Source organism: Serratia sp. CY47280 (assembly GCF_052168655.1).
Taxonomy (GTDB): Bacteria; Pseudomonadota; Gammaproteobacteria; order Enterobacterales; family Enterobacteriaceae; genus Serratia; species Serratia bockelmannii.
This window is the reverse complement of record NZ_JBJNMG010000001.1, coordinates 299,262-326,227: the sequence shown is the minus strand read 5'-3', so window position 1 is coordinate 326,227 and position 26,966 is coordinate 299,262. Positions and strand designations below refer to the sequence as shown.

Genomic DNA, 26,966 nt, shown 5'->3' with positions numbered 1-26,966 from the left:
GTTCGCATTACAGCGCAGGAGAATCCCGCATGAGCAACACCCTATACGAACGCTACCAACAGGCCAAAATCGACCACCCCGGCAAATACGCCCGCGATCTGGCGGCGATCCTTGGCGTCAGCGAAGCGGAGCTGACGCACGCCCGCGTCGGCCACGACACTCGCCGCCTGCAGGCCGACGCGCGCACCCTGCTGACCGAGCTTGAGCAAGTGGGCGTCACCAAATCCATCACCCGCAACAGCTATGCGGTGCATGAGCAGATGGGCCGCTACCGCAACCAGCACCTCAACGGCCACGCCGGGCTGATCCTCAACCCGCGCGAGCTGGATCTGCGCCTGTTCCTCAACCACTGGACCAGCGTTTTCGCTATGAGCGAAACCAACAAACGCGGCGTGCGCCACAGCATCCAGTTCTTCGACCAACAGGGCGATGCGCTGCACAAGGTCTACACCACCGAAGAGACCGATCTGCCGGCCTGGATGGCGCTGGTGGAGCGCCACCTGAGCGAAGAAAACCCGGCGCTGGCGCTGCAACCCGCCGAGGTGAGCACCGCGGATGAAACGACGCAGGATCATGCCAAAATCGACGGTGAATGGCGCGCGATGACCGACGTTCATCAGTTCTTCCAGCTGCTGAGCCGCAATAAGCTCACGCGCCAGCAGGCGTTCCGCGCCGTCGGCGACGATCTGGCCTATCAGGTAGACAACAGCGCGCTCTCGCAGCTGCTGCAAGCGGCGCAGCAGCAGCAAAACGAGATCATGATCTTCGTCGGCAACCGCGGTTGCGTGCAGATCTTCACCGGCCAGATCGAACGTTTGATGCCGCAGGAAGGCTGGATCAACGTGTTCAACCGCCGTTTCACGCTGCACCTGATTGAAGGCGCCATCGCCGAAAGCTGGATCACCCGCAAACCGACCAAGGACGGCATCGTCACCAGCCTGGAGCTGTTCGCCGCCGACGGCACGCAGATTGCGCAGCTGTATGGCCAGCGTACCGAAGGGCAGCCGGAACAAACCCAGTGGCGCGAGCAGGTTGCCGCGCTCGCCGCCAAGGACATCGCCGCATGAAATCTTCCTTGATCCGCCGCCTGACGCTGATGATGACGCTGGCGCTGCCGCTCACCGCGGCGGCGGCGCAGCGCATCGTCTCGATCGGCGGCGACGTGACGGAAATCGCCTTCGCGCTCGGCGCCGGCGACGACGTGATCGCCCGTGACAGCACCAGTCTGCATCCGGAGGCGGTGAAAAAGCTGCCGGACGTCGGCTACATGCGCCAACTGAACGCCGAAGGCATTTTGGCGCTGAAACCGACGCTGGTGCTGACGACCGAGCTGGCGCAGCCGGCGCTGGTGCTCAAACAGTTGGCGGACAGCGGCGTCAAAGTGGTCAGCGTGCCGGGTGACACCACCCTGCAGGCGGTGCCGCAGAAAATCGCTACGATCGCCGCCGCGTTGCAACGCGTTGAGCAAGGCAAACAGCTGAGCGAGCGCTATCAACAGCAGCTGGCGGCGGTCGATACCTCTCCGCTGCCGGTCAAGGTGCTGTTCGTGATGAGCCACGGCGGCATTACGCCGATGGCTGCCGGGCAACACACCGCCGCCGACGCGGTGATCGCCGCCGCCGGACTGAAAAACGCCATGCAGGGCTTTGACCGCTACCGTCCGCTGTCGCAGGAAGGCGTCATCGCCAGCGCGCCGGATCTGTTGCTGGTCACCACCGACGGCGTGCGCACCCTCGGCGGCGAACAGCAGCTGTGGACGCTGCCGGGCCTGGCGTTGACGCCGGCGGGCAAGCAGCGCCGCGTACTGATCGTCGATGACATGGCGCTGCTGGGCTTCGGTCTGGAAACGCCGGCGGCGCTGGCCAAACTGCGCCACGCGGCGGAGCAAAAGTAATGCGCAGTCGCACCTCGCCTCAGTTGGCCATCATCGGCCTGCTGGTGCTGCTGACGTTGCTGGCGCTGGTCGCCGCCAACCTGGGCGCGCTGACGCTGTCGTTTCGCACCCTGTGGCGCGAACCCTTCAGCGACGCCGCCTGGCACATCTGGCTGAACATTCGTCTGCCGCGCGTGCTGCTGGCAGTAGTGATCGGCTGCGCATTGGCAGTGTCCGGCGCGGTGATGCAGGGGCTGTTCCGCAACCCGCTGGCGGATCCGAGCCTTCTGGGCATCAGCAGCGGCGGCGCGCTGTTTGTCGCCCTGTTCATCGTGATGCCGCTGGCGTTGCCGGTGACGATCGCGCTATACGGCCATATGCTGGCGGCGTTCCTCGGCAGCCTGCTGGTATCGCTTTTGATCTACGGCATCAGCCGCAGCGGGCACGGCAATCTGTCGCGGCTGCTGCTGGCGGGCATCGCCATCAACGCCCTGTGCATGGCGGCCATCGGCGTGCTCTCCTACGTCAGCAGCGATCAACAGCTGCGCCAGTTCTCGCTGTGGATGATGGGCAGCCTCAGCCAGTCGCAGTGGCCGACGCTGGCCGTTTCCGCCTCGCTGATCCTGCCTACGGCGCTGCTGACGCTGTTGCAGGCGCGCCGGCTGAATCTGTTGCAGCTGGGGGACGAAGAGGCCCACTACCTCGGGGTGAACGTCCAGCGCGCCAAGCTGCAGCTGCTGTTGCTGAGCGCCCTGCTGATCGGCGCGGCGGTAGCGATGAGCGGCGTGATCGGCTTCGTCGGTCTGGTGGTGCCACATCTGGTGCGCATGCGCCTTGGCGGCGATCACCGCTGGCTACTGCCCTGCTCCGCGCTGGGCGGCGCCTGCCTGCTGCTGGTCAGCGATACGCTGGCGCGCACACTGGTGGCGCCGGCCGAAATGCCGGTAGGCTTGATGACCAGCCTGATCGGCGGTCCTTACTTCTTATGGCTGGTGATGCGCCAGCGGGAGCGAACCGGTGGATAACGCCGCCTGCCTGACAGCCCGAGAGCTGCGTTACAGCCTCGGTACGCGCCGCTTGATCAACGACGTTTCGCTCAGCCTCGCCAGCGGTGAGATGGTGGCGATTATCGGCCCTAACGGCGCCGGCAAATCGACGCTGCTGCGCTTGCTGACCGGCTATCTGACGCCGGACTGCGGCGAATGCCGGCTGCTCGACCGCCCGCTGGAACACTGGGCGCCGCAGCAGTTGGCCAAAGTCCGAGCCGTGATGCGCCAATACAGCGATCTGGCGTTTCCCTTCAGCGTGGAAGAAGTGGTCAGCATGGGGCGATCGCCGCACGGCAAACGCGACGAGCATCAGGCGATCCAACAGGTGATGGAACAAACCGACTGCCTGGCGCTGGCGCAGCGCGATTACCGCCGGTTGTCCGGTGGCGAACAGCAGCGGGTGCAGTTGGCGCGGGTGTTGGCGCAGCTGTGGCAACCGCAACCGTCTCCCGCCTGGCTGTTTCTCGACGAGCCGACCTCGGCGCTGGATCTGTATCACCAGCAGCACACCCTGCGCCTGCTGCGCTCGCTGACACGTCAACAGCCGCTGGGCGTCTGCTGCGTGCTGCACGATCTCAATCTGGCGGCGCTGTACGCCGATCGGATCCTGCTGTTGCATCAGGGACGTCTGGTGGCGAGCGGCACGCCGCAAGAGGTCCTGCAGACGGAGATCCTCACCCGCTGGTATCAGGCCGATCTCGGCGTGGTGCATCATCCCGAAGTGTCTCTGCCGCAGGTCTATCTACGTCAATAACATCAAGGGCGCCATGAGGCGCCCTTTTTCATCTCAACTGGAGCAGGAAATCTCCAGATGTTTGCCCCAATCCGGCGGCAGCGCAGCAAGATCGTCATACTCCGGCGCATCGTCGAACGGCCTCAGCAGAGCCTGATGCAACCGCCGCAAACGGCCCACGTCGTCTTTCTCCGCATCCTCAATCGCCTGCTGCGCCAGATAGTTGCGCAGGATCAGGCGCGGGTTCACCGCCTTCATCGCCCGTTGCCGTTCCGCATCGCTGACCTGTTCCTGTTGCAAGCGCTGACGATACTGTTGATACCAGGCGTCGAACGCCGCACGGTCGATAAACTCGTCGCGCAGCGGCGACTGCGCCTGCTGCTGTTCGGTCTCGCTCAACAAGCGGAACGTGCGGGTATAGTCCCGCCCTTCCTGCGCCATCAGGCTCAACAGACCGGTGAGCACGTCATTATCCTGCGCCGTCGGCGTGAAGAAGCCGAGTTTGGCGCGCATCTGTTCACCGTAGGCGCGCATCAGCGCCGGCTCATACGCCGACAGCGCCTGCTGCAGCTGCTCGGTGGTCATCAACCCAGACAGGGTTTGTGCCAGGCGATGCAGGTTCCACAGCGCCACCGCCGGCTGATTGTCGAAGGCGTAACGCCCCTGGTGATCGGAGTGGTTGCAGATATAGCCGGGCTGGTAGTCGTCCAGGAAGCCATAAGGGCCGTAATCGATGGTGATACCGAGAATCGACATATTGTCGGTGTTCATCACGCCGTGGGCGAAACCGACGGTTTGCCAATGGGCGATTAAACGCGCCGTGCGTTCGACCACGTCGGTAAACCACAGCAGGTAACGCTCAGCCAGATCCTGCAACTGTGGCCAGTGACGGGCGATGACGAAATCCGCCAGCTGCCGCACTTGCTCCGGCTGTTTACGGTAATAAAAGTGTTCGAAGTGGCCGAAGCGCACATGGCTTTCCGCCACTCGCATCAGCATGGCGCCGCGTTCTGGCTGCTCGCGATATACCGGTTGCTGGCTGGTGACGATAGTCAACGCTCGGGTGGTGGGGATCCCCAGATGGTGCAGCGCCTCAGAGGCAAGAAACTCGCGGATAACCGAACGCAGCACCGCGCGGCCATCCCCCATGCGTGAATATGGCGTTAGCCCGGCCCCCTTCAGGTGCCAATCGCGGTGGCTGCCATCCGCCATGACCTGTTCGCCCAGCAAAATGCCGCGGCCATCACCCAGTTGCCCGGCCCACACGCCGAACTGGTGGCCGCTGTACACCTGTGCCAGCGGCTGCATGCCGGGCAGCAGCGATTCTCCCGCCCAAATGGGGGTTTTATCCTGGGTAAACCAGCTTTCATCCAGCCCCAGCTCGCGTGCCAGCGGCTCGCTGTGGTACAGCAGGCGTGCATCCTTGAGCGGTGTCGGGTTCAGGGCGGTGTAGAAACCGGGTAACTGTTGGTAGTAAGCGTTATCGAACTGCGGCATAGGCCCTCCGTTTCAGCGTAGTGTAGAGCCTGAACGGGCGGATTAACACCGAAGGAATGCAGGGAGAACGCATCCGCCTGTCACCAGGGCGGATGCGGGGAGTTTGGCGTTGCCCCTCAGCTGAGGAAACGCGCTTTAACGTCGGCTGACAAACGCAGTTATCAGCATAAAGCGATGGCGAATAACGGCGACGGGATCACGGTAACCTCACCCCGTGCATTATTTACCTCATTGTGTGTAGTTTTTTATATCACTTCTTAATTATTGAACTCGCTGGGCCTCGCCAGCAAAGCTTGCAGATTATCCACACCAACGCTGGGCCATAAAAAACCTTGCAGGCCTAAAACACCGGCGTATCTGAGTTTATTAAAGTACTCTTTTTTCTCTATTCCTCCGACGATTACGCCTTTACATAACAGGTTGATATTCTTTAACAACGAGTCGATGACCACGTCATATCCCTGATGGGTAAACAGCTGCCAGTAAAAACGCTTGTCTATCTTTACATAGTCAAACAAACCATCGTATAGCGCGGTCAACGTGGCTTTACCGGAACCGAAATCATCGAGCCACAGCGAAAACATTTCGCTTAATCGCCGCACGCTCGGGTTGTTCTTCCCGGCCGAAAGATTCGGAAAACTCTCACTGATTTCAAATGCAATAAAAGGATATTGCCCGATCCGTTGACATAACGCCGAATCAGAAAGAATAAGTTCGACGATGGTTTCTTCGATATTGATGGTCAACTGCACGTTGTTACCGGTAAACCAAGCCGCATGCTGCTCCGCAAGTTTCAATTGCTCATTAAATAACTCAATCCTTTGTTCAGACGTCAATAAATTAATCCCAATTTCGGCCGGCATGGCTAAATCACCGTCGAGACTGTTGAAACGGCTCAACATTTCAACCGCCAACAGCCCGCCCTCCATTGAGTAAACAGGTTGCAAAACATAGCTACTAATAAAGTCAGCTTCGAGTTGGATGTTCATTTTAATGCCACAGGATGAATGGCTAGCGTATCATCGTATATCAATATATTTTATCGATCAATCCCTCTGGGATTAATCGGAAATATCAATGTAAATACCCATGAAATATCATTTAATTGATAGATTAAAGCTATACGACAATCGTGAAAGGCGCAAAGAAAAGCAGCCTGACTTATGCCATAGCGACCGCCAAACGCGTTATGTGAAAAGGTATTTGGCTTAAGTTGAATGGATTGGCGGCTAAATTTGACTTATCTCCCTTGTTTTATTTAAGAAAAATCTTAAATAAAGTAAAATAATCTTTCCTCCTTAACGCGGATTTTTCCTACCGTTAACGACGACTGATTAAATTTAATAACGCATCAATTCCGCCCGTTATTCTCGGCATTGAAAATGTAAAAAAGTGCCCATCTTGATTTTCAGAAAATCTGCGCTACGCCCCTGCTAAACGCCGATTTCAGCGATAAAAAAAGGGATGAGCACGCTCATCCCCTTCACCATTCCCACTCCGGCTAACGGATCGTTTCGCTCAGCCATTGCCGCAACTCGGCTAATTCGGCCGCCTGTTGAGGATACTCCGCCATCAGTCGGTCACAGCAGGCGGCGACGGGCTCACTGCGGTACGCGCAGCCCACCAGCATGTCCGCCAACCGCTGCAGCGGAGCGGGATTCAGGCTATCGGTGAACACCTGCGCGCGAACAATCGCCCCCTTCTCCACATCGAAGAACAAGTCTACGCCGCCCCAGACGAAACGCTCGTTAAGCAAGTGGCTGAACGCCGGCGCCTTGCCAAAATTCCATTCCCAACTGCTCTGTTTGGCGAACTGCGCGGCAAAATCGGGCAGATCGGGGAACACGTCCGGCGAAATAATCTCCGGCTCGACCGTCTCGCCATAGTGGGCGAAGAAGGCCTGTACGATGGCGTCGCATACCTGCGCATGGCTGATATCCGGCAAAAACTCCGCCAGATTCGCGACGCGCGAACGCACCGAGGTAATCCCCTTGGCCTGCAGCTTTTTGGGATCCGGATTGAGATAGTCCGCCAACCGTTCCAGATCGGCATTCAGCAGCAGCGTACCGTGATGGAAACCGCGATCCTGCGTTTCTCGATAGGCCGAGCCGGATATTTTGCGCGGCCCGTCGGCGGTTTCCATCACCAGATCGTTACGCCCCGATGCGCTGGCCGCCACGCCCAGCTCCCGCAGCGCTTGCAGAATGATGTCGGTCGAGACGCTCTTGTCGTAGCCCGGCTTGCCGGCCATAAAGGTGAAGCAGGTATTGCCCAGGTCGTGAAATACCGCCCCGCCGCCGCTGCTGCGCCGCGCCAGCCGAATGCCATCCTGCTCCATGCGCCGGGTATTGCACTCTTTCCAGGGGTTCTGCGACTGACCAATCACCACCGTTTCGGCATTGCGCCACAGGAAGAGAATTTTTTGCGTGGTCATTTCGCGGAAGATGCACTCTTCCACTGCCAGGTTGAACCAGGGATCGTAGGAGTCGGAGATCAGTAAACGCAGGCTGTTCATGGCAGGCACCGTTCAAAACACGAGATGCCGCCATGATACACCAAATCAACGGGTTAAGGTTAAATGCGTCGCGCCTGCCAGTACACACGCTTCCAATAGACGTTATCGAGCGAGGAGCGGATCACCCCGCGACTGGTCGAGGCGTGGATAAATTGGTCGTTGGTATCGTATATGCCGACGTGCAGGCCGTTCTCACCGCCGCCGGTTTTGAAAAACACCAGGTCGCCCGGCATCAACTCATCACGCGAAACCTTGGTACCCAGCGAGGTTTGTTCTTCGGTCGAACGCGGCAGCTGCATGTCGAAACGATCGCGGAACGTGCGGTAAACAAAGCCGGAACAATCCACGCCGCCGCGATCCAAGCCGCCGTAACGGTACGGCGTGCCGTACCACTGACGCAGTTGCTCGTTGAGCTGGGCCACCACCACGATAGAGTCCGCCAGGCGGCCGCTCGGCGGCGGCGCATGGCTGCTGCAGCCGGCGAGGATCAAACTGGCTAATAAAAACCACACACGCATCCGCATAATATTCCTTCATTGAACACGCTGCCGCATTATGCCAATCGGCACACCACCACCGCCTGCGAGGCAAAGCCGGCACCACGTAAGGAGAGCGCTATTTGGCGTTAATTTATCTCCCGCACGGGGAAAAAGGCAAGCGCCATGAGGGAGATAATAGCAGGATCGCCGGTTTAGCCCCTATTCCGGCGATTTTGTCTCGGATTTGCTGTTAATCAGCCCGACGCCGAACAGAATAAACAGCGTGCCCAACGTTTTCAGCAGCGTAGCGGACTCGTTAAACCACGGCAGGATCACCGCCGCCAGGTAGACCAGCGCGTAGCTAACGCTCAACAGAGGATAAGCACGATTTAACGGCAGATGGCGCAGCGCGAAAAACCAACACAGCATCGACAGCGCATAGCCGAAGATGCCGCCGCCCACCGCCAGCAGCGGTAGCCAGTAATTGCCGATCAACGCCAACGAGACATCGGCGAACGACATCAGCGGGATCTGCACCATGCCCCACTTCATCAGCAACTGCGCCAGCGTCACCAGCAGTACGCTGGCGGCGCCCCAGGCATAGCCCTTCATGAATGCACGCTCATCAGCAGGATCCCCAGCATAATCGACGCCACGCCGCACCAGTGGCGAGCGGTCGTCGGCTCATGAAACAGCCAGCGCGCCGCCAGCGTCACCATCACGAAGTTAAGGCTGAGCATCGGGTAAGCCAGGCTGAGCGGCAGACGTTGCAGCACATTGAGCCACACCGCCATGCCCAGCCCCAGCAGCAGCACCGCCAGCGCCAGCCAGCGCAGCGTCTGTTTCAGCCGCGCCTCGCCCGCCCGTTCCCAACAGTGCGCCGCCTGTTTCTGGCACAGCTGCCCACCACAGGTGAGCAGACTGACCACTATCACCAACAGAAAACCGATCATGGTTGCTGTTTATACCACATCAGCACCAGGCGGTTCATGCGATCCACCTTGTCTGCGGCAGGCAGTTCCTGCGGCAGCGCTTCGCCACGTGACAGTTGCAGCACCAACGATACGTTCCCCTGCTTACGCGCCTGCGCCAGCCACTGCGGGAAATCGGCATCGCTGATCAGGTGGCCTTTGGCGTCCGGATACTCCAGACCATAGGCCACCTCGCCTTTCTGGCTGTACATCAGCACGTCGCTGCGCTTCAGCTCCCAAGCCAGGCCGGCCGCCAGCCCAACGCTGTCGCTTAGCACGTAACGACTGTCGCCCAGCTCGGCCATCGTGGCGCGGGCGAAGTTTTGCGGCAGTTTGGAATCGGTCACCTGTTGCGGAATGGCGTAACCGATCACCAGGCACAGCAGCACCGGGCAAGCCGCCGCCCAGCGCCATTGGCGGCCGTTATCGCGTGCGGAAACCAATGCGAACAGCAGCCAACCACCGAAGGCGATCAGGCCGAGCACCACTTTCGGCCACTCTTGGGGAGTAAACAGATGCGCTTTCGGCAGCAGACCGGAACTCAACACCACCAGCGCCACGATGCCAATCAGCCCGAACAGGCCGTTCAACCAGGCATTGGCCTTGAACAGCTTGGCGCGCAGCGTGGCGGCATAGTCTTCCGCATAGGCGGTCATCAGCAGCGCCAGCGGCGCCATGCACGGCAGAATGTAGGTCGGCAGCTTGCCTTTGGCGATGCTGAAGAAGATCAACGGCATCATCGCCCAACTCAGCAGGAAGAACAGCTCCGGGCGCTGCACGCGCTCGCGCCAACCTTTGAGCAGCGCGCCGGGCAGCAGCGCCAGCCAAGGCAGCACCGCCGCCAGCAGAACCGGCAGGTAATACCAGAACGGCGCCTTGTGTTGAGCATTATCTTCGGCGAAACGCTGAATATGCTCGACCCAGAAGAAATAATTCCAGAAGTCGGGTTCGCGTTGCGCGATCGCCAGCGCCCACGGCAGGCTGAGCAGCGTCGCGGTCACGATCGCCACCGGGCCATAGCACAGCAGATCCTTGATGCGGCGTTGCTGGATAACGATCGGGATCACCGCGATCACCGGCACCGCCAGTGCCAGGAAGCCCTTGGTCATAAAGCCCATGCCGCAGGCCAAGCCCAGCAGTGCGTAAGCGCCCAGTTTTCCCTTGACCGAGGAGGCCTTCAGCGTCAGGTAATAACTGACCATCGCCGCCGCCAGCCACAGCGAGATCATCGGATCCAGCACGCTGTAGGTGCCGATGCTGAACACCAGCACCATCGACAGGAACATCAGCGCCGCCAGGCTGGCGCGGCGCGCATTGCGCCACATCAGCATCGCCAGCGCGAACACCAGCAGCGCGGTCATGCCGGTGCTGAACACCGAGCCGAAACGCACCGCAAAGTTGTTTTCGCCAAACAGCCACTGGCTGATGTTATTGAACCAGTAACCCGCTACCGGCTTTTCGAAATAACGCAGCCCCAGCAGGTGCGGCACCACCCAATCGCCGCGCTGCAGCATTTCACGACTGATCTCGGCATAACGCGTCTCATCCGGCTGCCACAGCAGGCGGCCGTTAAGCGGGATCAGGTAAACCAGAGCAAAAAAAACGGCCAGCAGAATGGCCCAGGATCCTTTTAGCGCCTTCATGTAACGTCCTTCACATCGGTTTGACAGCCCAGCCAACCTTCGCGGCCGGGGAAAGGAGCACGCTTGATGCGGCCCAACGGCAGTGACGCCAAATCTTGTGGTAACAGCGCGCTAAGCGGACAGAATTCGATGCCCTGCTGCCGTGCGCGTTGCAATAACTGTTCGAACATCGCCGCTTGCGACATGCCTTCCACTTCGGTGTGAATGGTGTACACCGGCACGCCGCGATCGTTCTCGATGGCGCGCAGAATGTAGTCGTTGAAGTCGGCCATGCTGACTTCGCTGCCGATCACTTCGTCGAAGGTCGGCAACGTCACCGGGATCTGCACCGTGCCGTGGCGCCCGTCGCTCAGCACCGGACGGAACGGATGGGTGCCGCGGCAATCGCTGTTGTAATGAAAGCCGAAGCGCTGCTTGACCTCCAGCACGCGCGTATCGGCACGCCAGCCCGCCACGGCGGAGCATTTCACCGGCTGGCCGGTGCAGGCGCTCAGGGCGTCGACGCCCCGCTGCACCTGTTCGGTCAGCTGCGCTTCGCTCCACTTGCCAACCTTGGCCTGCCACCCTTGGTGATCCCAGGCGTGCAGCCCGACTTCATGGCCGGCTTCGGCGGTGCGCTTCATCAGCGGCCCCAGCGCGCGTGAAATGTTGCGCCCCGGCCAGGCGGTACCGGCCAGCAGAATATCCAGCCCATACAGCGAGGCGGCGTTCGAACGCAGCATTTTCCACAGAAATTTCGGACGCAAAAGGCGCCAAAGATGGCGCCCCATGTTGTCCGGTCCCACGCTGAAGAAGAAGCTGGCCTGAATGTCGTACTTGTCGAACAGGTCCAGCAACTGCGGCACCCCTTCACGGGTGCCGCTGAAGGTATCTACATCAACCCGCAGACCGACTTTCTTCATGCACCGTTCCCTTCCTGAACGGTAGTGCGCAAGAAGTAGTCCAGCGTATCGGCGACGGTTTGCTTCATCTCGATGGTCGGCTGCCAGCCCAGCAGGCGGTGAGCGTTCTTGATGCTCGGCGTGCGGTGCTCGACATCCTGGTAACCTTTACCGTAGTAGCTGCTGCTCTCCACGTCCTTGAAGCCGGCAAACGGCGGGAAGCGGTCGCGCAGCGGGTGGTTGTTGAAGCTTTCCAGCAGCATTTCAGCCAGCTCGCGGATGCTCGCTTCGTTGGTCGGGTTGCCGATGTTGACGATCTGGCCGTCGCACAGGCCATCGCGGTTCTCAATGATGCGGAACAGCGCTTCGATGCCGTCGTTGATGTCGGTGAAGCAACGTTTCTGTGCGCCGCCGTCCATCAGTTTGATCGGCGAACCTTCCACCAGGTTGAGGATCAGCTGGGTGATGGCGCGGGAAGACCCGATGCGCGCGGCGTCCAGGTTATCCAGACGCGGCCCCATCCAGTTGAACGGACGGAACAGCGTGAACTTCAGGCCTTCTTTGGCGCCGTAAGCCCAGATCACCCGATCCAGTAGCTGTTTGGAGACCGAGTAGATCCAGCGCTGTTTGTTGATTGGCCCGACGATCAGACGCGAATGGTCTTCGTCGAACTCTTTGTCGTCGCACATGCCGTACACTTCTGAGGTGGACGGGAAGATGATGCGCTTGTTGTATTTCACGCAGTCGCGAACGATCTTCAGGTTCTCTTCGAAGTCAAGCTCGAACACGCGCAGCGGGTTACGGGTGTATTCGATCGGCGTCGCGATCGCCACCAGCGGCAGCACCACGTCGCATTTCTTGATGTGATACTCGATCCACTCGGAGTGGATGCTGATGTCGCCTTCCACGAAGTGGAAACGCGGGTTGTCGAGGAAGCGGCTGATGGCGTCAGAGCCGATATCCAGGCCGTAGATGTCGTAGCGATCGTCACGCAGCAGGCGTTCGGTCAGGTGGTTACCGATGAAGCCGTTAACCCCGAGGATCAGCACGCGAGTACGGCGTTTCATTACGGCATTCGGCTTGGCGGCCAGGCGCACGTCGGTGACGATGCCCATTTCTTGCGCCAGGCGGCTGCCCTGCACGTACAGACCGCTGTCGTTCTGGCCGGCGACGATCTCCAGCGCGCCTTCGCCACAGGCGATGACCAGCGGCGAGGTGCTCAGCACGGTGCCCGGTTGTTTATCATGTTGGGTATCCAGCACGCGGGAGCGCCAGACGATCAGCTTGCGCTGGCCGAGGTAGCTGAATGCGCCCGGGTACGGTTCGGTGACGGCGCGTACCAAGTTGTTGATCTCTTTGGCGGACTTGTGCCACAGGATCTCGCCGTCCGCTGCGGTGCGGCGGCCGAAGTAGCTGGCCTGAGACTCATCCTGCTTGGTGAAGGTGGCGGTGCCGTTCTTCAGTTTCGGCAACTGCTCTTGCAACACGACCTGCGCGGCTTCCAGCACTTTTTTGTGCAGCGTCAGCGCGGTGTCGTTGTCTGCGATGGTCACTTTCTGCTGACCAACGATGTCGCCGGCATCCGGGCGTTTCACCATCATGTGCAGCGTGGCGCCGGTTTCGGTTTCGCCATTCACCAGCGCCCAGTTCACCGGGGCGCGGCCACGGTAGTGCGGCAGCAACGAACCGTGCAGGTTGAAACCGCCCTGCGGCGCCAGCGACAAGATCTCGTCGCTCAGCATGTGGCGGTAGTAGAACGAGAAGATCACGTCCGGCTGCAGTGCGCGGATGCGGTCAACCCATAGCGGGTGATTTACGTCTTCCGGCGCATAGACCGGCAGATCCAATTCGGCGCCCAAACGGGCCACGGAGGAGAAGAAATTGTTCTCACCAGGGTCGTCGGTGTGCGTGAATACGGCCTGCACGTCATAACCCGCCTCAGTCAGCGCTTTCAGACCTGCGCAGCCAATATCGTGGTAAGCAAATACAATAGCTTTCATCATTCTTCTTCCTGAGTATTGTGGTCCTGCTGTGCACCGACCACTTTCTGAACAAAATAGCGAGGACGCGCACGCACGTCGGTATAGATGCGGCCGATGTATTCACCCAGTAGCCCCATGCCAACAAACTGGGCGCCGATAAAGGTGAACAGCACGGCGAAGAGGGTGAACACGCCGCCGGCGGCCCATTCAGGGCCGAGCAGCAGACGCAGCGCAATCAGCACCAGTGCCAATACAAACCCGGACAGCGCCACGATGCTGCCGACCACGCTGAGCAAACGCAGCGGCGTAGTGGTCAGGCAGGTGATCAGGTCGTACATCAGGTTGATCAGCTTCATCAGGCTGTACTTGGAGTCGCCAAACTCACGTTCGGCGTGACGCACGTCGATCTCGGTCGTGCGACGGGCGAAGGTGTTCGCCAGAATCGGGATAAAGGTACTGCGCTCATGGCAGTGCAGCATCGCCTCAACGATATGACGACGGTAGGCACGCAGCATGCAGCCATAGTCCCCCATCGACTTGCCGGTGGCGCGTTGAATCATCATATTGATCACGCGCGAGGCGCTTTTGCGGAACCAGGAGTCTTGACGGTTGGCGCGCACGGTGCCCACCACGTCATAGCCCTCTTCCGCCACGCTGACCAGACGAGGGATCTCCTCCGGCGGGTTCTGCAGATCGGCGTCCAGCGTAATCACCAAATCGCCGGTCACCTGATTGAAACCGGCCATAATGGCCGAGTGCTGGCCATAGTTGCGGTTCAGCAAGACAGCGACCACGTTGCTGTCCGGCTTTTCCGCCGCCGCAGTCAGCATGTCGGCGGAATTGTCGCTGCTGCCATCGTCGACGAGGATGATTTCATAGGGTTGAGATAACTGCTTACAGGCGGCAGTAGTGCGTTCCAGCAACGCCGGCAGGCTTTCCTGCTCGTTGTATACCGGGATGACTATCGACACTTTTTTAATCGGTTCAACGCGAGACACGTAAAGACTCCACAACAGAAGACAAGGCATTGACCACGCGATCCACGTCGGCGTCGGTCATATCAGGGAATAGCGGTAAGGTGCACAGCCGCGCCGAGTTCCACTCGGTATTCGGCAAAGAAAGCTGCGGATAGCGCTCACGGTAGAATTTCTGGGTGTGCGCGGCACGGAAATGCAGCCCGGTGCCGATGCCAACCTCTTTCAGGCGCTCCATCAGTTGGTCGCGATCGAGGCCGCAGCGCTCGGGATCGACGCGCACCATAAACAGGTGCCAGGCGTGGTCATGCGGATAATCCGGCACGCCCAACGGTTGGAACGGCGAGCCTTCCAGCGCGCTCAGGTAGCGCTGCGCCAGCGCCTTGCGACGCGCGTTCAGCTCGGCGAAGCGCGAAAGTTGCACCACGGCGATCGCCGCGTGAATGTCGGACAGATTGTATTTGTACCCCGGTTCCACCACTTCGGCCTGCGGTTTGCGGCCAAGCTGCTGGCGATCGAAGGCATCGACGGCCAGACCGTGGAACTTCAGGCAACGCAGGCGATCCGCCAGCGCATCGTCGTCGGTGGCGATCAGGCCGCCTTCGGCGCAGGTCACGTTTTTGATCGCATGGAAAGAGAAAATCGCCGTGCCGCGCGCGCCGACCCATTCGCCGTTGTAGCGCGTGCCGACCGCGTGGGCGGCGTCTTCGATCAGCGGCAGACCATGGCGTTCGGCCACGGCGCGCAGCGCATCCATCTGCAGGGGGGCACCGGCGTAATGCACCGGAACAATCGCTTTGGTATTCGGGGTGATGGCAGCCTCGACGTCGGCGGCGCTGACCATCAACGTATCGCGGTCAACATCGATCATCACCGGCGTGGCGCCCAGCAGCTCGATCATGTTGAGGGTGGAGACCCAGGTTTGCGAAGGGGTGATGACTTCGTCGCCAGGGCCGACGCCAAGCGCCATTAACGTGATGTGCATGCCCGCCGTGGCGGAACTGACCGCGATGGCGTGCTTACAGCCGAAGGTGGAACAGAAGTCGCTTTCCAGTTGCTGGTTTTGCGGCCCGGTGGTGATCCAACCGGAGCGCAACACTTTCTCTACCGCGGCGATTTCTTCATCGCCGATGGCCGGACGAGAGAAAGGCAAAAATTGATCCATAGTTAACCCCAAACGTATCGAGCTGCTTTTGATGACACTGTAAATCCCTTTCGTTTAACGAATATTAAACGCCAGAGAAGAATCGTTTCCGTGGATTAACTGACAATGTAAGGCCGCAAGCTTAACTAAACCTTAAGACGAGACTCGTCATCAGTGGGAGAACTGATAGGAAGGTGCCGTCATCATTAATTTAAATTTATTATTAAAATCAATTTCTTATATTTATTAATAATTATTTACTTATTTTATTTTTTCCGAATCAAGCGTAGCACGTCATCGACGTTTTTCAAGAAAATCCACGAGAAAATGAGAGGCAGCACAATAATAGCCGATGATTACCCGGCTATTTATATTCACTACGTTTAGTTTTCGTTTACATTTATGCCGCCGGGGCGAATTAAGCCGTGCGGGTCATGATCCAACGCTGGTTCCCCACCCATTGCAGGTGGAAATCCACTTCATAGATCTGCGACAACAGTGCGGGCACCATCACCTCACGGGTGATGCCCTGCGCGACCAACTGCCCAGCGTGCAACAACCAAACCCGATCGGCCTGCTGCAGGGTATGATTCAGATCGTGCGCACACACTAGCGCGCTGCGCCCACTTTGGCAGAATTCGCGCAGCAGGCGATCCAACGCAACCTTTTGCGCCACATCCAGGCTATTGGTCGGTTCATCCAGCAACAACAATCGGCTATGCGGGTTGACGCTGGGCCACACCTGCAGCAATACCGCCGCCAGTCGCACCCGTTGCCATTCTCCGCCGGAAAGCTGCGCCAGCATGCGTGACAGTTTATCCACCAGCTTCAACCGCTGGCACAGATAGAGGATGGCTTGCTCCACCTCGGTTTGCGCCGCGCCGGCAGGCCGGTGCAACGCCAAATACTGAAACACCGGCATGAGCGACACCGGCGGCTGTTGCTGGCTGAGATAACCGCGTCGGTGCGCCAGCTCGTCGCCCGAATAACCGGACAGCGCGCGTCCGTCCAGGCAGACTTCGCCCTGCCCCGGCAGCATGCCCGCCGCCCGGGCCAGCAAGGTGCTCTTCCCTGCGCCATTTGGGCCGATCAGGTGAACCTGCAACCCACCGTCAATCTGTGCCGTAAAAGGCGCCAGGCGCCCCGCCACCCCAACCTCAACGAGTTGCAGCATCCGTATTATCCCGCCAGCGCTTGTTTCACCGCCGCCACCAGCGCCGGATCCTCTGGCGTGGTGTCAGGCGAGAAGCGCTGGATCACCGTGCCGTCGCGTGCGATAAGGAATTTCTCGAAGTTCCACAGAATATCGCCGGTGTGCTTCGGCGCACGCCCTTTGCTGGTCATCCGCGCCAGGAACTCGCTGCCTTCCGGGGCGACAGCTTCCGGCTGGGCGGCAATCAACGCCTGATACAGCGGATGACGGCCTTCGCCGTTCACCTCAATCTTGGCGAACATCGGGAATTGCACGCCGAAGGTTCCGCGGCAAAACGCCAGGATCTCTTCGTTGCTGCCCGGCTCCTGACCCAGAAATTCATTGGACGGGAACCCCAGAACTTCCAGCCCCCGATCGCGATAGGTTTCGTACAGCGCTTCCAGCCCTTCGTACTGCTTGGTCAGGCCGCACTCCGAGGCTACGTTGACCACCAGCAGCACCTTGTCCTGATAGCTCCCCAGCGTGGTGGCCTGATTCTCGATAGTCTGTAACGGCAGATTGTAGATTGGCTTACTCATCGGTTGTCATCCTTTGGTTTTTTAATGGCAGGTGAATAAAGAAAACTACCTTACGCCCTTTGTCCGGGTCAGTAACCAGATAAATAGCGGCGCCCCCAGCGTGGCGGTCACCACGCCGATCGGCAGCTCGGCCGCCAGCAGCGCAACGCGGGCCACCACATCGGCCACCAGCAACACGCCGGCCCCCGCCAGCGCGCAGGCCGGCAACAGATAGCGTTGGTCAGTCAGGCCCGTGAGCCGCAAAATATGCGGGATCACCAGGCCGACGAAGCCGATCACCCCGGCCAGCGCCACGCTGACACCGACCAGCCAGCCGATCGCCAGCACCAGCAGATTGCGCCACAGATGCAGCGACAGCCCGAGCTGTCGCGCCTGCACCTCGCCCAGCGCCATCAGATTGAGCACCCGCCCCTGGCCACACAGCCACAGCAACACCGGCAGCAGCGCCAGCACCAGCCACTTTTGGCGCCAGTCTACGCCGCCGAAGCCGCCCATCATCCAGTACATCAGCTGCCGCAGATCGAGACTGGTACTGAAATAAACGGCCCAGGTCATCAGCGCGCTACACACGATGCCCAGCGCCACGCCGACCAGCAACAACCGCGCATTGGTCAAGCGTCGCCGGCGAGCAAAGCCCAACAGCAAGAAAGTCATCGCCAGCGCACCGACTATCGCGGCGGCGCTCATCAGCGCCACCGGCAACAAACCGTGCCCCAACAACACCGTCAGCACCAGCGCGACACCGGCGCCGTTAGCGACGCCCAGCAGACCGGGCTCCGCCAGCGGGTTTTCAAACAGCGCCTGCATCACCGCGCCCGCCACCGCCAGGGCCGCGCCGACCAGCATCACCGCCAGCGCGCGCGGCAAACGCAGTTGCCAAACGAACAGTTGCGCCCGTTCGCTGAACCATTCTGACGGCCATATCCATTGGTCGCCGGCGCAAAGGCTGAACAGTAAAGCCACCGCCACGCCCAGCGCCAACAGACTGACCTGGCGTTTATCGCAGTAACGTTGATGTTGCAACAGTAAGGTGAAGGTACGGCTGGTTGGCATGGCGCGGCGATTCCCTGCCGGCCGCTGTCGTGGCCGGATAATTGACGTCTGAGTCGAATATTAGGGGGTTAACGCCGCAAGGGGAAGCCTTGCGTAGGCGATGGCGCAGGAAAGCAGCGGCTGGTCCTGCCCGTCATCGCAACGATGATGGCAAAACCAGCCGCCGATAAACTCAGGGATTAACGATGCGGGCCGGCGTTGCCCGGTGGATAAGGCTGACCGCGGGCGTCATCACGGCGGTCATGGTCACCACGATCGTCATGACGGCGGTCGTGGTCGCGATTATCGCGATCGCCGTGGAACGGATTGCCGCTGCGTGCCGGCTGGCGATGTTCATAGCCACGCGGCGGCGAAGGTTGCCAGCGTCCGCCGTCCCAGTACAGACCGCGCGCATTGCGCTCCCCCAGACCTCGGCCCTGGTGCGCATGCCACCACTGCGGTGGGCGCCAGTCGTAGCCATCCCAGTAGTAGCCGCGGCGGTCCTGATCCCCCAGGTGCAGAGAAACGCCCGGCACGTTGATATCGACGGACACATCGGCCTGCGCCGCCAGCGGCAGCAACAGCGGGATACACACCAGCAACAGGATTTTTTTCATTTTACCTTCTCACTCTATTTTTCTTGCTGCAGTGGTTATATCAGCGCATTTATTTAACGACTATCTCATCGATACCTATTTTCAGATCGTTTTCGACGGCCTTACACAATCCCTACACTGTTTGCCGCCGCCTTTAATTATCATAGCCACTGACAAGGCTTAACGAATTGCTGACATCGCTTAAGCGACGCGACAATTATAATTAACCGGATTCCCATCGGAGGATAATAAAATGATTAAACGTATAGGTAGGTTGTTAGCCGTTGTAGCCTTGGCCTCAAGCCTCAGCGCCTGCTGCTGGGGCCCTCACTGGGGCGGCGGCCACCGCGGCGATGGCCCTGGCCATTATTACGGCCGTTACTGAGGAGAGAAAATAGATTCACTCATCAACAATAATAAGATATAAGAATATTCCGCAACTGAGGTTAAATTAATCCCTCCATACCGACTTAACGAACAAATTTAATAGTCGCCTTGAGAATTAGGAATAAACTGAATTTTGTCCCAGAAAAGAAAAAGGCCGCGCAAGCGGCCTTTTTTGATGTCACGTCACTCACCCTTTCGGGCTGGCGTTTTCTACCCGGCTTTTCAGCTTCTGCCCCGGACGGAAGGTCACCACGCGGCGCGCCGTAATCGGAATGTCTTCGCCGGTCTTCGGGTTACGCCCCGGACGTTGGTTCTTGTCACGCAGATCAAAGTTGCCAAAACCCGACAGTTTTACCTGTTCGCCATTCTCAAGGGCCCGACGGACCTCTTCAAAGAACAGTTCCACCAGGTCTTTGGCGTCCCGTTTGCTAAGCCCAAGCTTCTCAAACAGGTGTTCTGACATTTCAGCTTTAGTAAGCGCCATAGGTTCAATCCCTCAAGGATGCTTGGAATCGCTGTTTTAGAGCCTCTACGCATTTTGCAACGGTAGCGGCTATCTCCTCTTCTTCCAGTGTACGAGCGGTATCCTGCAATACCAGACTGATAGCCAGGCTCTTGTCACCTTCTGCCACGCCCTTGCCACGGTACACGTCAAACAAGTTTACGCCAACTACCTGATTTGCGCCAACTTTCTTACACTCGGCCAAAATATCTTCTGCGGGGACGTTTTCAGCCACCACAACAGCGATATCACGGCGGTTTGCCGGGAAGCGCGAAATCTCCCGCGCCTGAGGCACGGCGCGGCTCGCAAGCTTGTTCCACTCCAGTTCAAACACCACGGTGCGGCCGTTAAGATCCAGTTTACGTTCAAGTTCCGGGTGAACCACACCGATGAAACCAACGCGTTCGCCGTGCAAATAAATCGCCGCACTTTGCCCTGGATGCAGGGCCGGATTGGCTTCCGCCCGGAACTGAATTTCGGATAATTTACCGGTCAGCTCGAGGACAGACTCCAGATCCCCTTTTAAATCATAGAAGTCGACGGGCTTGCGCGCCAGATCCCAATGTTCATCGTGCGTATGGCCGGCGATCACGCCTGCCAGCATGACGTCCTGACGGATACCCAGATTTGCCGCACTATCAGGCACAAAGCGCAGGCCGCTTTCGAACAGGCGCAGACGCGTCTGCTGGCGGTTCTGGTTGTACACTACCGCGGACAGCAGGCCGGTCCACAGCGACAGGCGCATGGCCGACATTTCGACCGAAATCGGGCTCGGCAGGATCAGCGCTTCTTCATTCGGATGCAGCAACGCCTGCACTTTCGGATCGACGAAGCTATAGGTGATCGCTTCCTGATAACCGTGATCGACCAGCATGGTCTTCACGCGCTTGAGCGTCAGATCGGCTTCGCGATGCTGGGTCATCACCAGATCGGCACGCACCGGCACATCCGGGATGTTGTCGTAGCCGTAAACACGCGCCACTTCTTCCACCAGATCCTCTTCGATCTCCATATCGAAACGCCAGCTCGGCGCGATCGCTTGCCAGCTGTCGCCCTGCTCGGTCACCTGACAACCCAGGCGGCGCAGAATGTCGCTGACCTGCTCGCTCGGCACCACGTGGCCGATCAGGCGATCCAACTTCTCGCGGCGCAGCGTGATGGTGGCGCGCTTTGGCAATTCGTTTTCATCGGTCACGTCAATAATCGGACCGGCCTGGCCGCCACAGATGTCGAGCAGCAGGCGCGTGGCGCGCTCCATCGCTTTGTACTGCAGCGCCGGATCGACACCGCGCTCATAGCGATGAGAAGCATCGGTGTGCAGGCCGTGACGGCGCGCGCGACCGGTGATCGATAGCGGGCTGAAGAAAGCGCACTCCAGCAGCACGTCCTGGGTTTCCCCGTTGACGCCGGAATGCTCGCCGCCGAAGATGCCGCCCATCGCCAACGCTTTTTGATGATCGGCGATCACTAAGGTGTCGGCGTTCAGTTTGGCTTCGTTACCGTCCAGCAGCGTCAAGGTTTCCCCTTCTTCCGCCATGCGCACCACGATGCCGCCGTCGATGCGGCTCAGATCGAAGGCGTGCATCGGCTGGCCAAGTTCCAACAGCACATAGTTGGTGACGTCGACGACGGCATCGATAGAACGGATACCGCAACGACGCAGTTTTTCACGCATCCACAGCGGGCTTGGCGCCTTGACGTCGATGCCTTTCACCACGCGGCCCAGATAACGCGGGCACGCCTGCGGCGCGTCAACGCGGATCGGCAGCGTGGCGTCGATAGTGGCAGCCACCGGGCTCATATCCGGCTCGGTCAGCGCAACCTGGTTCAGTACGCCCACGTCACGCGCAACGCCGATGATGCCCAGGCAGTCGGCGCGGTTCGGCGTGACGCTGATCTCGATGGTGCTGTCGTTCAGTTTCAGATAGTCGCGGATGTCGGTGCCGATCGGCGCATCCAGCGGCAGCTCAATGATGCCGTCATGATCGTCGGAAATGCCCAGCTCGGAGAATGAGCACAGCATGCCTTCCGAAGGCTCGCCGCGCAGCTTGGCGGCCTTGATTTTGAAGTCGCCCGGCAGCACCGCGCCCACGGTGGCAACCGCCACTTTCAGGCCGGTACGGCAGTTCGGCGCACCGCAGACGATGTCGAGCAAGCGATCGCCGCCCACGTTAACTTTAGTGACGCGCAGTTTATCGGCGTTCGGGTGCTGACCGCACTCGACCACTTCACCCACCACGACGCCGTTAAACGCGCCGGCAACCGGATCCACGCCGTCCACTTCCAAACCGGCCATGGTGATTTGATCGGATAATGCTTCGCTGCTGATGGCCGGGTTTACCCACTCGCGCAACCAGAGTTCACTGAATTTCATGTGATATTCCCGCCTTACTTAAACTGTTTGAGGAAACGCAGATCGTTTTCGAAGAATGCGCGCAGGTCGGTGACGCCGTAACGCAGCATCGTCAGGCGCTCCATGCCCATACCGAAGGCGAAGCCGGAGTAAACTTCCGGATCGATGCCCACGTTGCGCAGCACGTTCGGATGCACCATGCCGCAGCCCAGCACTTCCAGCCATTTGCCGTTCTTGCCCATCACGTCCACTTCAGCGGACGGTTCGGTGAACGGGAAGTAGGACGGACGGAAACGAACCTGCAGATCTTCTTCAAAGAAGTTGTTCAGGAAATCGTGCAGCGTGCCCTTCAGGTTAGTGAAGCTGATGTCTTTATCGACGATCAGCCCTTCCATCTGGTGGAACATCGGGGTGTGGGTCTGATCGTAGTCATTACGATAAACGCGGCCCGGCGCAATGATGCGGATCGGCGGCTGCTGGTTCTTCATGGTGCGGATCTGCACGCCGGAGGTCTGAGTGCGCAGCAGGCGCGTGGCGTCGAACCAGAAAGTATCGTGGTCGGCGCGCGCCGGGTGATGCCCTGGAATGTTCAGCGCGTCGAAGTTATGGTAATCGTCTTCAATCTCCGGGCCGGTGGCAACGGAGAAGCCCAGCTCGCCGAAGAAGGTTTCGATGCGGTCGATGGTGCGGGTCACCGGATGCAAACCGCCATTTTCCATACGACGGCCCGGCAGGGAGACGTCGATGGTTTCAGCCGCCAGACGCGCGTTCAGCGCGGCGCTTTCCAGCGCGTTCTTACGCGCGTTCAGGGCGTCTTGCACCTCTTGCTTGGCCTGGTTGATCACCGCGCCGGCCGCCGGGCGGTCTTCCGCCGGTACGTCGCGCAGAGACTGCATCTGCAAGGTGAAATGACCTTTCTTGCCAAAATATTCGACGCGTACCAAATCTAACGCGGCAACATCCTGGGCATCTTCTACGGCTGCCTTGGCACTGGCAACCAGCTCTGCGAGATGTGGCATTGCTTTCCTCTTCCTCTGGCCGGGATGGCCCTAAGTAATTGTTATCTATTATTCGAACACGCCTTTGAGCAATCTTCAAAGACTTTTCAATGCGTTGTCGGCCGGATGGCTCACCTGCGCGGCACAGGGCCGGCTGAGTACCCGCCGTTCTCACCGCAACGCTTTGCAAGGCGAGCCGATGGCCAAAAACAAAAAAGCCTCCACGAGGGAGGCTTAGGCGCTACTTTTCGTTTCTTTTCTTACGCGCAAAGCCTCCTGAAATCAGGCGCTAAAGTAAAAAAAGAAACGAAAAATAGCTGCGTGCATGATTGCGGTACCTTGTCGATGATTGACCACCAGTGATATAGCGGCGGGCAATGAAAGTCAATATTTGTCGCTGAAAACAAAGATTAAAAGAGGGAGCAAGCTCCCTCTTCTACTGACTTACGCCAGAGCTGCTTTCGCTTTCTCAACCAGTGCGCCGAATGCCACTTTGTCGAAGACTGCGATGTCAGCCAGGATCTTACGGTCAATTTCGATCGACGCTTTTTTCAAGCCGTTGATGAACTTGCTGTAAGACAGGCCGTTCTGACGAGCAGCTGCGTTGATACGTGCAATCCACAGCTGACGGAACTGACGCTTACGTTGACGACGGTCACGGTAAGCATACTGGCCTGCTTTGATTACTGCCTGGAAGGCAACACGATATACGCGCGAACGGGCACCGTAGTAACCTTTCGCCTGCTTCATAATTTTCTTGTGACGTGCGCGTGCAATTACACCACGTTTTACGCGAGCCATATGCTCTCTCCTAAAGTCTTATTCTAAATTCAAAAAAAATGGCTTATGCGTACGGCAGGCACGCGGTAACCAGGACCAGATCGTTTTTAGACACCATGCCTTTCGGACGCAGGTGACGTTTACGCTTGGTTGCTTTTTTGGTCAGAATATGACGCAGGTTGGCATGTTTACGCTTAAAACCACCGCTGCCGGTTTTTTTGAAGCGCTTGGCTGCACCACGTACAGTTTTAATCTTTGGCATTTTAATTAAATCCACTTCGCATTGTTAAACAACGAATCAGTTGGGCGAATAAAACCCACACAGCGCAAGCGCCGCGCGGGTTCCATTACTTGTAAGCCTTACTGTTTCTTCTTAGGAGCGAGCACCATAATCATCTGGCGGCCTTCGATCTTCGTAGGGAAGGATTCGACCACTGCCAGATCCATATCTTCACACAGGTCTTTACGGACGCGGTTAAGCACTTCCATACCGATCTGCTGGTGCGCCATCTCACGCCCACGGAAACGCAGGGTGATTTTGGCTTTATCGCCATCTTCCAGAAAGCGAATCAGGTTGCGTAGTTTGACCTGATAGTCGCCATCATCGGTGCCAGGACGGAATTTGATTTCCTTAACCTGGATAACTTTTTGCTTCTTCTTCTGTTCTTTCGTCGACTTGCTCTTCTCGTAGAGGAATTTGCCGTAATCCATGATTCGGCAAACTGGCGGTTCGGCATTTGGGCTGATTTCTACTAAATCAACGCCCGCTTCCTCAGCTTTTTCAAGAGCTTCATTCAGACTGACAATACCAATCTGCTCGCCATCGACGCCGGTTAGGCGAACTTCTTGCGCGCGAATTTCTCTGTTAATGCGATTAGGACGCGCCGGTTGAACTCGTTTTCCGCCTTTAATACTTTATTCCTCCAGTTGATGAAGACTACGGCTGCGAATCTCTTTCAGCAGCTTGTCTACGACTTCGTTTACGTCCAGGCTTCCCAAGTCTTTGCCACGGCGGGTACGAACGGCAACTTTGCCTGCTTCGACCTCTTTGTCACCGCACACCAACATGTAAGGGACTCGACGTAAAGTATGTTCGCGAATTTTAAAGCCAATCTTCTCATTTCTCAAGTCCGCTTTCACGCGAATACCTGCATCCTGCAGTTTTTTGGTCAATTGCTGGACGTAATCAGACTGGCTATCGGTGATATTCATCACCACCACCTGCACCGGAGCGATCCAGGTCGGGTAGAACCCGGCATATTCTTCGGTAAGGATACCGATGAAGCGTTCCATGGAGCCCAAAATGGCGCGGTGAATCATTACCGGCACGACGCGATCGTTGTTTTCGCCAACGTACGATGCGCCCAAACGGCCCGGCAAGAAGAAATCGAGCTGCACGGTACCACATTGCCATGCGCGATCCAAACAATCATGCAGGGTAAATTCAATTTTCGGTCCGTAGAAGGCGCCCTCACCCGGCTGATATTCAAACGGAATGCCGTTCTCGGTCAGCGCGGCGGCCAGGTCTTCTTCCGCACGGGTCCACATGTCGTCGGTGCCGATGCGTTTTTCCGGACGCGTGGACAGCTTGACGGCAATCTTGTCGAAGCCGAAAGTGCCGTACACGTCATACACCATGCGGATACATTCGTTCACTTCGGCGCGCACCTGCTCTTCGGTACAGAAGATGTGGGCGTCATCCTGCGTGAAGCCGCGCACGCGCATCAGGCCGTGCAGGGAACCCGAAGGCTCGTTGCGGTGGCAGCTGCCGAATTCACCCATGCGCAGCGGCAAATCACGGTACGACTTCAGGCCCTGGTTGAAGATCTGCACGTGACCCGGGCAGTTCATCGGCTTGATGCAGTATTCGCGGTTTTCCGACGCGGTGGTGAACATGGCGTCTTTGTAGTTTTCCCAGTGGCCGGTTTTTTCCCACAGCACGCGGTCCATCATGAACGGACCTTTCACTTCCTGGTACTGATACTCTTTGAGCTTCATGCGCACGAAGGCTTCCAGCTCGCGGAAGATAGTCCAACCGTCGTTGTGCCAGAACACCATACCCGGCGCTTCTTCCTGCATGTGATACAGGTCGAGCTGTTTGCCGATCTTGCGGTGATCGCGCTTGGCCGCTTCTTCCAGACGCTGCAGGTAGGCGTTCAGCTGCTTCTTGTCTGCCCAGGCGGTACCGTAGATACGCTGCAGCATTTTGTTTTTGCTGTCGCCGCGCCAGTAAGCGCCGGAGGTTTTCTGCAGTTTGAAATGGTGGCAGAAACGCATGTTCGGCACGTGCGGGCCGCGGCACATGTCGATGTATTCTTCGTGGTGATACAGGCCCGGACGATCGTCATGGCTGATGTTCTCATCCAGGATCGCCACTTTATAGATTTCGCCGCGCTCAGCGAAGGTGTCACGGGCTTCTTGCCAGCTGACCTTCTTCTTGATGACGTCGTAATCCTTATCGGCCAACTCGTGCATCCGCTTTTCCAGCAGATCCAGGTCTTCCTGCGTCAGGGTGCGGTCGATGTCCACGTCATAATAAAAACCGTTGTCGATCACCGGACCGATCGCCATTTTGGTATCCGGCCACAGCTGCTTGATCGCATGACCCAGCAGGTGCGCGCAGGAGTGGCGCATGATTTCCAGACCGTCTTCATCTTTGATGGTGATGATGGCCAGCTGCGCATCTGATTCGATCAGATCGCCGGCGTCAACCAGCTCGCCGTTGACGCGGCCGGCGATACAGGCTTTCGCCAGGCCAGGGCCGATATCGCGCGCGACATCCATCGGGGAAACGGGGTGGTCGAAATGACGCTGACTTCCGTCAGGAAGGGTAATAACAGGCATTA

The 26,966-nt window shown here is 58.6% G+C and carries 27 protein-coding genes and 1 other annotated feature; of the genes, 4 read left to right on the top strand and 23 right to left on the bottom strand.

Annotated features, from left to right (window positions below):
* Nucleotides 1-29: 29 nt before the first annotated feature.
* From ACJ8J4_RS01670 to ACJ8J4_RS01655, 4 genes are read left to right on the top strand one after another with little or no spacing between them, the layout of a single operon-like run.
* Nucleotides 30-1,067, top strand: a complete 1,038-nt coding sequence (locus ACJ8J4_RS01670; RefSeq protein WP_025302636.1) for a hemin-degrading factor — start codon at nt 30-32, stop codon at nt 1,065-1,067.
* Complete coding sequence (locus tag ACJ8J4_RS01665; protein WP_089180833.1) at nt 1,064-1,894, top strand: heme/hemin ABC transporter substrate-binding protein; 831 nt, start codon at nt 1,064-1,066, stop codon at nt 1,892-1,894. The genes ACJ8J4_RS01670 and ACJ8J4_RS01665 overlap by 4 nt, the downstream gene beginning before the upstream one ends.
* Nucleotides 1,894-2,898 carry a FecCD family ABC transporter permease gene (locus ACJ8J4_RS01660; RefSeq protein WP_025302634.1) on the top strand — a complete coding sequence of 335 codons (1,005 nt, stop codon included), beginning with the start codon at nt 1,894-1,896 and terminating at the stop codon, nt 2,896-2,898. Before ACJ8J4_RS01665 ends, ACJ8J4_RS01660 begins: the two co-directional genes overlap by 1 nt.
* The gene (locus ACJ8J4_RS01655; RefSeq protein ID WP_025302633.1) at nt 2,891-3,676 is read left to right on the top strand and encodes a heme ABC transporter ATP-binding protein; all 786 of its coding nucleotides are present in this window, start codon (nt 2,891-2,893) and stop codon (nt 3,674-3,676) included. The genes ACJ8J4_RS01660 and ACJ8J4_RS01655 overlap by 8 nt, the downstream gene beginning before the upstream one ends.
* A 33-nt stretch (nt 3,677-3,709) precedes the next feature.
* On the opposite strand, the gene ACJ8J4_RS01650 is transcribed toward ACJ8J4_RS01655, so the two are convergent.
* From ACJ8J4_RS01650 to thrS, 23 genes are all read right to left on the bottom strand, one after another.
* Complete coding sequence (locus tag ACJ8J4_RS01650) at nt 3,710-5,152, bottom strand: protein adenylyltransferase SelO (RefSeq protein WP_060432953.1); 1,443 nt, start codon at nt 5,150-5,152, stop codon at nt 3,710-3,712.
* Between the two features lie 257 nt (nt 5,153-5,409).
* Nucleotides 5,410-6,141, bottom strand: a complete 732-nt coding sequence (locus tag ACJ8J4_RS01645; protein WP_043143424.1) for an EAL domain-containing protein — start codon at nt 6,139-6,141, stop codon at nt 5,410-5,412.
* Between the two features lie 512 nt (nt 6,142-6,653).
* Nucleotides 6,654-7,667, bottom strand: a complete 1,014-nt coding sequence (locus ACJ8J4_RS01640; protein WP_025302630.1) for a lipoate--protein ligase A — start codon at nt 7,665-7,667, stop codon at nt 6,654-6,656.
* A gap of 59 nt (nt 7,668-7,726) precedes the next feature.
* Nucleotides 7,727-8,191 carry an NlpC/P60 family protein gene (locus ACJ8J4_RS01635; RefSeq protein ID WP_016927954.1) on the bottom strand — a complete coding sequence of 155 codons (465 nt, stop codon included), beginning with the start codon at nt 8,189-8,191 and terminating at the stop codon, nt 7,727-7,729.
* 174 nt (nt 8,192-8,365) lie between these two features.
* The gene (gene arnF / locus ACJ8J4_RS01630; protein ID WP_049205166.1) at nt 8,366-8,758 is read right to left on the bottom strand and encodes a 4-amino-4-deoxy-L-arabinose-phosphoundecaprenol flippase subunit ArnF; all 393 of its coding nucleotides are present in this window, start codon (nt 8,756-8,758) and stop codon (nt 8,366-8,368) included.
* Complete coding sequence (arnE, locus tag ACJ8J4_RS01625; RefSeq protein WP_025302628.1) at nt 8,755-9,099, bottom strand: 4-amino-4-deoxy-L-arabinose-phosphoundecaprenol flippase subunit ArnE; 345 nt, start codon at nt 9,097-9,099, stop codon at nt 8,755-8,757. The genes arnF and arnE overlap by 4 nt, the downstream gene beginning before the upstream one ends.
* Entirely contained in the window at nt 9,096-10,760 is a 1,665-nt protein-coding gene (gene arnT, locus ACJ8J4_RS01620) for a lipid IV(A) 4-amino-4-deoxy-L-arabinosyltransferase (RefSeq protein WP_025302627.1), read from the bottom strand. The genes arnE and arnT overlap by 4 nt, the downstream gene beginning before the upstream one ends.
* The gene (arnD, locus tag ACJ8J4_RS01615; RefSeq protein WP_025302626.1) at nt 10,757-11,662 is read right to left on the bottom strand and encodes a 4-deoxy-4-formamido-L-arabinose-phosphoundecaprenol deformylase; all 906 of its coding nucleotides are present in this window, start codon (nt 11,660-11,662) and stop codon (nt 10,757-10,759) included. The genes arnT and arnD overlap by 4 nt, the downstream gene beginning before the upstream one ends.
* Nucleotides 11,659-13,641: a bifunctional UDP-4-amino-4-deoxy-L-arabinose formyltransferase/UDP-glucuronic acid oxidase ArnA gene (gene arnA, locus ACJ8J4_RS01610; protein WP_197835661.1), complete on the bottom strand. Its 1,983-nt coding sequence runs from the start codon at nt 13,639-13,641 to the stop codon at nt 11,659-11,661. Before arnA ends, arnD begins: the two co-directional genes overlap by 4 nt.
* Nucleotides 13,641-14,621, bottom strand: a complete 981-nt coding sequence (arnC, locus tag ACJ8J4_RS01605; RefSeq protein ID WP_025302624.1) for an undecaprenyl-phosphate 4-deoxy-4-formamido-L-arabinose transferase — start codon at nt 14,619-14,621, stop codon at nt 13,641-13,643. The genes arnA and arnC overlap by 1 nt, the downstream gene beginning before the upstream one ends.
* The gene (arnB, locus tag ACJ8J4_RS01600) at nt 14,608-15,762 is read right to left on the bottom strand and encodes a UDP-4-amino-4-deoxy-L-arabinose aminotransferase (RefSeq protein ID WP_025302623.1); all 1,155 of its coding nucleotides are present in this window, start codon (nt 15,760-15,762) and stop codon (nt 14,608-14,610) included. Before arnB ends, arnC begins: the two co-directional genes overlap by 14 nt.
* 397 nt (nt 15,763-16,159) lie before the next feature.
* Nucleotides 16,160-16,915, bottom strand: a complete 756-nt coding sequence (btuD, locus tag ACJ8J4_RS01595; RefSeq protein WP_049205168.1) for a vitamin B12 ABC transporter ATP-binding protein BtuD — start codon at nt 16,913-16,915, stop codon at nt 16,160-16,162.
* 5 nt (nt 16,916-16,920) lie between these two features.
* Nucleotides 16,921-17,472 (bottom strand): glutathione peroxidase, encoded by a 552-nt coding sequence (locus ACJ8J4_RS01590; RefSeq protein ID WP_025302621.1) that lies wholly within the window; start codon nt 17,470-17,472, stop codon nt 16,921-16,923.
* Between the two features lie 45 nt (nt 17,473-17,517).
* Complete coding sequence (btuC, locus tag ACJ8J4_RS01585; protein ID WP_025302620.1) at nt 17,518-18,525, bottom strand: vitamin B12 ABC transporter permease BtuC; 1,008 nt, start codon at nt 18,523-18,525, stop codon at nt 17,518-17,520.
* A gap of 179 nt (nt 18,526-18,704) precedes the next feature.
* The gene (locus tag ACJ8J4_RS01580) at nt 18,705-19,121 is read right to left on the bottom strand and encodes a DUF2502 domain-containing protein (protein ID WP_025302619.1); all 417 of its coding nucleotides are present in this window, start codon (nt 19,119-19,121) and stop codon (nt 18,705-18,707) included.
* A gap of 553 nt (nt 19,122-19,674) precedes the next feature.
* A complete protein-coding gene (ihfA, locus tag ACJ8J4_RS01575; protein ID WP_004931414.1) occupies nt 19,675-19,971 on the bottom strand; it encodes an integration host factor subunit alpha in 297 nt (98 codons plus the stop codon).
* 4 nt (nt 19,972-19,975) lie between these two features.
* Nucleotides 19,976-22,363 (bottom strand): phenylalanine--tRNA ligase subunit beta, encoded by a 2,388-nt coding sequence (pheT, locus tag ACJ8J4_RS01570; RefSeq protein WP_025302618.1) that lies wholly within the window; start codon nt 22,361-22,363, stop codon nt 19,976-19,978.
* Nucleotides 22,364-22,377: 14 nt separating this feature from the next.
* Nucleotides 22,378-23,361 carry a phenylalanine--tRNA ligase subunit alpha gene (pheS, locus tag ACJ8J4_RS01565; RefSeq protein WP_043143373.1) on the bottom strand — a complete coding sequence of 328 codons (984 nt, stop codon included), beginning with the start codon at nt 23,359-23,361 and terminating at the stop codon, nt 22,378-22,380.
* A gap of 187 nt (nt 23,362-23,548) precedes the next feature.
* Nucleotides 23,549-23,671: a sequence feature (Phe leader region), on the bottom strand.
* Nucleotides 23,623-23,667 (bottom strand): pheST operon leader peptide PheM, encoded by a 45-nt coding sequence (gene pheM, locus ACJ8J4_RS01560; protein WP_121626058.1) that lies wholly within the window; start codon nt 23,665-23,667, stop codon nt 23,623-23,625. (Overlaps the previous feature by 45 nt.)
* A gap of 113 nt (nt 23,672-23,784) precedes the next feature.
* Nucleotides 23,785-24,141, bottom strand: a complete 357-nt coding sequence (rplT, locus tag ACJ8J4_RS01555; protein ID WP_004931417.1) for a 50S ribosomal protein L20 — start codon at nt 24,139-24,141, stop codon at nt 23,785-23,787.
* Between the two features lie 43 nt (nt 24,142-24,184).
* Nucleotides 24,185-24,382 (bottom strand): 50S ribosomal protein L35, encoded by a 198-nt coding sequence (gene rpmI, locus ACJ8J4_RS01550; RefSeq protein WP_004931418.1) that lies wholly within the window; start codon nt 24,380-24,382, stop codon nt 24,185-24,187.
* Nucleotides 24,383-24,480: 98 nt separating this feature from the next.
* On the bottom strand, nt 24,481-25,032 hold the full coding sequence (gene infC, locus ACJ8J4_RS01545; RefSeq protein ID WP_048233542.1) for a translation initiation factor IF-3: 552 nt from the start codon (nt 25,030-25,032) through the stop codon (nt 24,481-24,483).
* A 3-nt stretch (nt 25,033-25,035) separates the two neighbouring features.
* A complete protein-coding gene (gene thrS, locus ACJ8J4_RS01540) occupies nt 25,036-26,964 on the bottom strand; it encodes a threonine--tRNA ligase (RefSeq protein WP_004931421.1) in 1,929 nt (642 codons plus the stop codon).
* Between the last annotated feature and the right edge of the window lie 2 nt (nt 26,965-26,966).

Excerpts from the sequence above, each read along its gene's own strand:
- ACJ8J4_RS01670 (WP_025302636.1), top strand. The coding sequence starts at position 30 with ATGAGCAACACCCTATACGAACGCTACCAACAGGCCAAAATCGACCAC.
- ACJ8J4_RS01665 (WP_089180833.1), top strand. The coding sequence starts at position 1,064 with ATGAAATCTTCCTTGATCCGCCGCCTGACGCTGATGATGACGCTGGCG.
- ACJ8J4_RS01660 (WP_025302634.1), top strand. The coding sequence starts at position 1,894 with ATGCGCAGTCGCACCTCGCCTCAGTTGGCCATCATCGGCCTGCTGGTG.
- ACJ8J4_RS01650 (WP_060432953.1), bottom strand. The coding sequence starts at position 5,152 with ATGCCGCAGTTCGATAACGCTTACTACCAACAGTTACCCGGTTTCTAC.
- ACJ8J4_RS01645 (WP_043143424.1), bottom strand. The coding sequence starts at position 6,141 with ATGAACATCCAACTCGAAGCTGACTTTATTAGTAGCTATGTTTTGCAA.
- ACJ8J4_RS01640 (WP_025302630.1), bottom strand. The coding sequence starts at position 7,667 with ATGAACAGCCTGCGTTTACTGATCTCCGACTCCTACGATCCCTGGTTC.
- ACJ8J4_RS01635 (WP_016927954.1), bottom strand. The coding sequence starts at position 8,191 with ATGCGGATGCGTGTGTGGTTTTTATTAGCCAGTTTGATCCTCGCCGGC.
- arnF (WP_049205166.1), bottom strand. The coding sequence starts at position 8,758 with ATGAAGGGCTATGCCTGGGGCGCCGCCAGCGTACTGCTGGTGACGCTG.
- arnE (WP_025302628.1), bottom strand. The coding sequence starts at position 9,099 with ATGATCGGTTTTCTGTTGGTGATAGTGGTCAGTCTGCTCACCTGTGGT.
- arnT (WP_025302627.1), bottom strand. The coding sequence starts at position 10,760 with ATGAAGGCGCTAAAAGGATCCTGGGCCATTCTGCTGGCCGTTTTTTTT.
- arnD (WP_025302626.1), bottom strand. The coding sequence starts at position 11,662 with ATGAAGAAAGTCGGTCTGCGGGTTGATGTAGATACCTTCAGCGGCACC.
- arnA (WP_197835661.1), bottom strand. The coding sequence starts at position 13,641 with ATGAAAGCTATTGTATTTGCTTACCACGATATTGGCTGCGCAGGTCTG.
- arnB (WP_025302623.1), bottom strand. The coding sequence starts at position 15,762 with ATGGATCAATTTTTGCCTTTCTCTCGTCCGGCCATCGGCGATGAAGAA.
- btuD (WP_049205168.1), bottom strand. The coding sequence starts at position 16,915 with ATGCTGCAACTCGTTGAGGTTGGGGTGGCGGGGCGCCTGGCGCCTTTT.
- ACJ8J4_RS01590 (WP_025302621.1), bottom strand. The coding sequence starts at position 17,472 with ATGAGTAAGCCAATCTACAATCTGCCGTTACAGACTATCGAGAATCAG.
- btuC (WP_025302620.1), bottom strand. The coding sequence starts at position 18,525 with ATGCCAACCAGCCGTACCTTCACCTTACTGTTGCAACATCAACGTTAC.
- ACJ8J4_RS01580 (WP_025302619.1), bottom strand. The coding sequence starts at position 19,121 with ATGAAAAAAATCCTGTTGCTGGTGTGTATCCCGCTGTTGCTGCCGCTG.
- ihfA (WP_004931414.1), bottom strand. The coding sequence starts at position 19,971 with ATGGCGCTTACTAAAGCTGAAATGTCAGAACACCTGTTTGAGAAGCTT.
- pheT (WP_025302618.1), bottom strand. The coding sequence starts at position 22,363 with ATGAAATTCAGTGAACTCTGGTTGCGCGAGTGGGTAAACCCGGCCATC.
- pheS (WP_043143373.1), bottom strand. The coding sequence starts at position 23,361 with ATGCCACATCTCGCAGAGCTGGTTGCCAGTGCCAAGGCAGCCGTAGAA.
- rplT (WP_004931417.1), bottom strand. The coding sequence starts at position 24,141 with ATGGCTCGCGTAAAACGTGGTGTAATTGCACGCGCACGTCACAAGAAA.
- rpmI (WP_004931418.1), bottom strand. The coding sequence starts at position 24,382 with ATGCCAAAGATTAAAACTGTACGTGGTGCAGCCAAGCGCTTCAAAAAA.
- thrS (WP_004931421.1), bottom strand. The coding sequence starts at position 26,964 with ATGCCTGTTATTACCCTTCCTGACGGAAGTCAGCGTCATTTCGACCAC.